This window comes from Allobosea sp. (assembly GCF_030694325.1).
GTDB lineage: Bacteria > Pseudomonadota > Alphaproteobacteria > Rhizobiales > Beijerinckiaceae > Allobosea.
The window spans coordinates 1-2,904 of record NZ_JAUXYO010000215.1 but is presented as its reverse complement, the minus strand read 5'-3'; the positions used below and the strand labels follow the sequence as shown (position 1 = coordinate 2,904).

2 protein-coding genes and 1 pseudogene are annotated in these 2,904 nt (G+C 68.4%); all 3 read left to right on the top strand.

Annotated elements, in window-relative coordinates; translation table 11 throughout:
• Positions 1 to 22: 22 nt before the first annotated feature.
• Complete coding sequence (locus Q8M82_RS14170) at positions 23 to 994, top strand: chlorophyllide a reductase iron protein subunit X (protein ID WP_305691983.1); 972 nt, start codon at positions 23 to 25, stop codon at positions 992 to 994.
• An 8-nt stretch (positions 995 to 1,002) separates the two neighbouring features.
• Positions 1,003 to 2,541 carry a chlorophyllide a reductase subunit Y gene (gene bchY, locus Q8M82_RS14165; RefSeq protein WP_305691982.1) on the top strand — a complete coding sequence of 513 codons (1,539 nt, stop codon included), beginning with the start codon at positions 1,003 to 1,005 and terminating at the stop codon, positions 2,539 to 2,541.
• Positions 2,541 to 2,904: pseudogene (locus Q8M82_RS14160) on the top strand (chlorophyllide a reductase subunit Z); the annotation flags it as partial. The gene bchY and the pseudogene Q8M82_RS14160, both read left to right, overlap by 1 nt.

Sequence of the window (2,904 nt, the reverse complement as noted above, 5' to 3'; positions counted from 1 at the left end):
CGTCCCTTCTCCCGCCGCCGCCATGGCCGCGCGCCTGCGCGACGAGGCCGCCCAGCCGCAGGACGCGGTGGTCACAACCGCGCCGACCAAGGAAACGCAGATCATCGCGATCTACGGCAAGGGCGGCATCGGCAAGTCGTTCACGCTGGCCAATCTCAGCTACATGATGGCCCAGCAGGGCAAGAAGGTCCTGCTGATCGGCTGCGATCCGAAATCCGACACCACCTCGCTGCTGTTTGGCGGCCGGGCCTGCCCGACCATCATCGAAACCTCCTCGCGCAAGAAGGCGGCGGGCGAAGAGGTCCAGATCGGCGATGTCTGCTTCAAGCGCGACGGCGTCTACGCGATGGAACTCGGCGGGCCCGAGGTCGGCCGCGGCTGCGGCGGGCGCGGCATCATCCACGGCTTCGAGCTGCTGGAGAAGCTGGGCTTCCACGAATGGGGTTTCGACTACGTGCTGCTCGACTTCCTGGGCGACGTGGTCTGCGGCGGCTTCGGCCTGCCGATCGCCCGCGACATGTGCCAGAAGGTCATCGTCGTCGGCTCGAACGATCTTCAGTCTCTTTATGTGGCTAATAATGTCTGTTCGGCTGTGGAGTATTTCCGCAGGCTCGGCGGCAATGTCGGCGTCGCCGGGATGGTCATCAACAAGGATGACGGCACCGGCGAGGCCCAGGCCTTCTGCGAGAAGGTCGGGATTCCGGTTCTCGCAGCCATTCCCGCCAATGACGACATCCGCAAGAAGAGCGCCAATTACGAAATCATCGGGCGGCCGGGCGATGTCTGGGCCCCGCTGTTCGAGGAGCTCGGGCTCAACGTCTCGGAGGCGCCGCCGGTGCGGCCGACGCCGCTGACGCAGGATGCGCTGCTCGGCCTGTTCTCCAGCGAAAGCACCGGCCGCGACGTCGTGCTTGTTCCCGCCACGCTGGAAGACATGTGCGGCCCCTCAGCCCTCAAGAAGACGACCCTCGAAGTCGTCTACGACCAGGTCTGAGGCGCATCATGACCGTTCACCAGCCCCTTCCCGACGCAGCCTCCGCCCCCGCGATCAATACGGCGGCGACGCAAGGCGACGGGCTGGGCTGCCATTCCGGCAAGCAGGCGCTGCGCGATGCTGCGACCGCCGCCGGCAACAGCGAGATGCTGGAGCGGTTTGCGAAGGATTACCCCGTCGGGCCCCACGACAAGCCGCAGAGCATGTGCCCGGCCTTCGGCTCCTTGCGCGTCGGCCTGCGGATGCGGCGCACCGCGACGGTTCTGTCGGGCTCGGCCTGTTGCGTCTACGGGCTGACCTTCACCTCGCATTTCTACGGCGCGCGGCGCTCGGTCGGCTATGTGCCGTTCAACTCCGAGACGCTGGTCACCGGCAAGCTGTTCGAGGACATCCGCGAGGCGGTGTTCCAGCTCGCCGACCCCGCGCTCTACGACACCATCGTCGTGACCAATCTCTGCGTGCCCTCGGCGTCGGGCGTGCCTTTGCGGCTCCTGCCCAAAGAGATCAACGGCGTCCGCATCATCGGCATCGACGTGCCGGGCTTCGGCGTACCGACCCATGCCGAGGCCAAGGACGTGCTGGCGGGTGCCATGCTCGCTTATGCCCGCAAGGAGGCCGAGGCCGGCCCGGTGCAGGCGCCGCGTGCCGGCAAGGCGCAGCGGCCGACAGTGACCCTGCTCGGCGAGATGTTCCCGGCCGACCCCGTCGGCATCGGCATGATGCTCGAGCCGCTGGGCCTGGCGGCCGGTCCGGTCGTGCCCACGCGGGAATGGCGCGAGCTCTATGCCGCGCTCGACTGCGCGGTCGTCGCGGCGATCCACCCCTTCTACACGGCCTCCATCCGCGAGTTCGAGGCGGCGGGGCGCAGCATCGTCGGCTCCGGCCCGGTCGTCGTCGAGGGCACGGTCGCCTGGCTCTCGGCGATCGGCGAGGCCTGCGGCGTGGCCAAGCCCTTGGTCGAGGCGGCGCAGAACCGGCTGGTCCCAGCGATCCGTGGCGCGCTCTCGGCCATGCCGATCAGCGGCCGGATCACGCTGTCGGGCTATGAGGGCTCGGAGCTTCTGGTCGCGCGGCTACTCGTCGAGAGCGGTGCCGATCTGCGCTATGTCGGCACCGCCTGCCCGCGCACGCCCTGGTCTGAGACCGACCGCGAGTGGCTTGCGGCGCGTGGCGTGATGGTGAATTTCCGTGCCACGCTCGAGGAGGATCTCGCGGCGATGGCCGAGTTCCAGCCGGACCTCGCGATCGGCACCACGCCGGTGGTGCAGAAGGCCAAGCAGCTCGGCATCCCCGGCCTCTACTTCACCAATCTGATCTCGGCGCGGCCGCTCTTCGGGCCGGCTGGCGCCGGTTCGCTCGCCCAGGTCGTCAACGCCGCCATCGGCAACAAGGGCCGCATGGACGCGATGAAGGCGTTCTTCGCCGGCGTCGGCGAGGGGGACACCGCCGGCACCTGGCAGGACACGCCGCAACTGCATCCCGATTTCCGCGAGAAGTTCGCCCGCCGCGCCGCCAAGGCGAAGGCGGCGGCCGAGGAGATTCCGTGATGCTGGTCCAGGATCACGACAGGGCCGGGGGCTATTGGGGGGCGGTCTACGTCTTCTGCGCCATCAAGGGCCTGCAGGTCGTCATCGACGGCCCGGTCGGCTGCGAGAATCTGCCGGTGACCTCGGTGCTGCACTACACCGACGCACTGCCGCCGCATGAGCTGCCGATCGTCGTCACCGGTCTCGGCGAAGAGGAACTCGGCCAGCACGGGACGGAAGGCGCGATGAAGCGCGCCAATGCGGTGCTCGATCCGCATCTGCCCAGCGTCGTGGTCACGGGCTCGATCGCCGAGATGATCGGCGGCGGCGTGACGCCCGAGGGCACCAACATCCAGCGCTTCCTGCCGCGCACGATCGACGAGG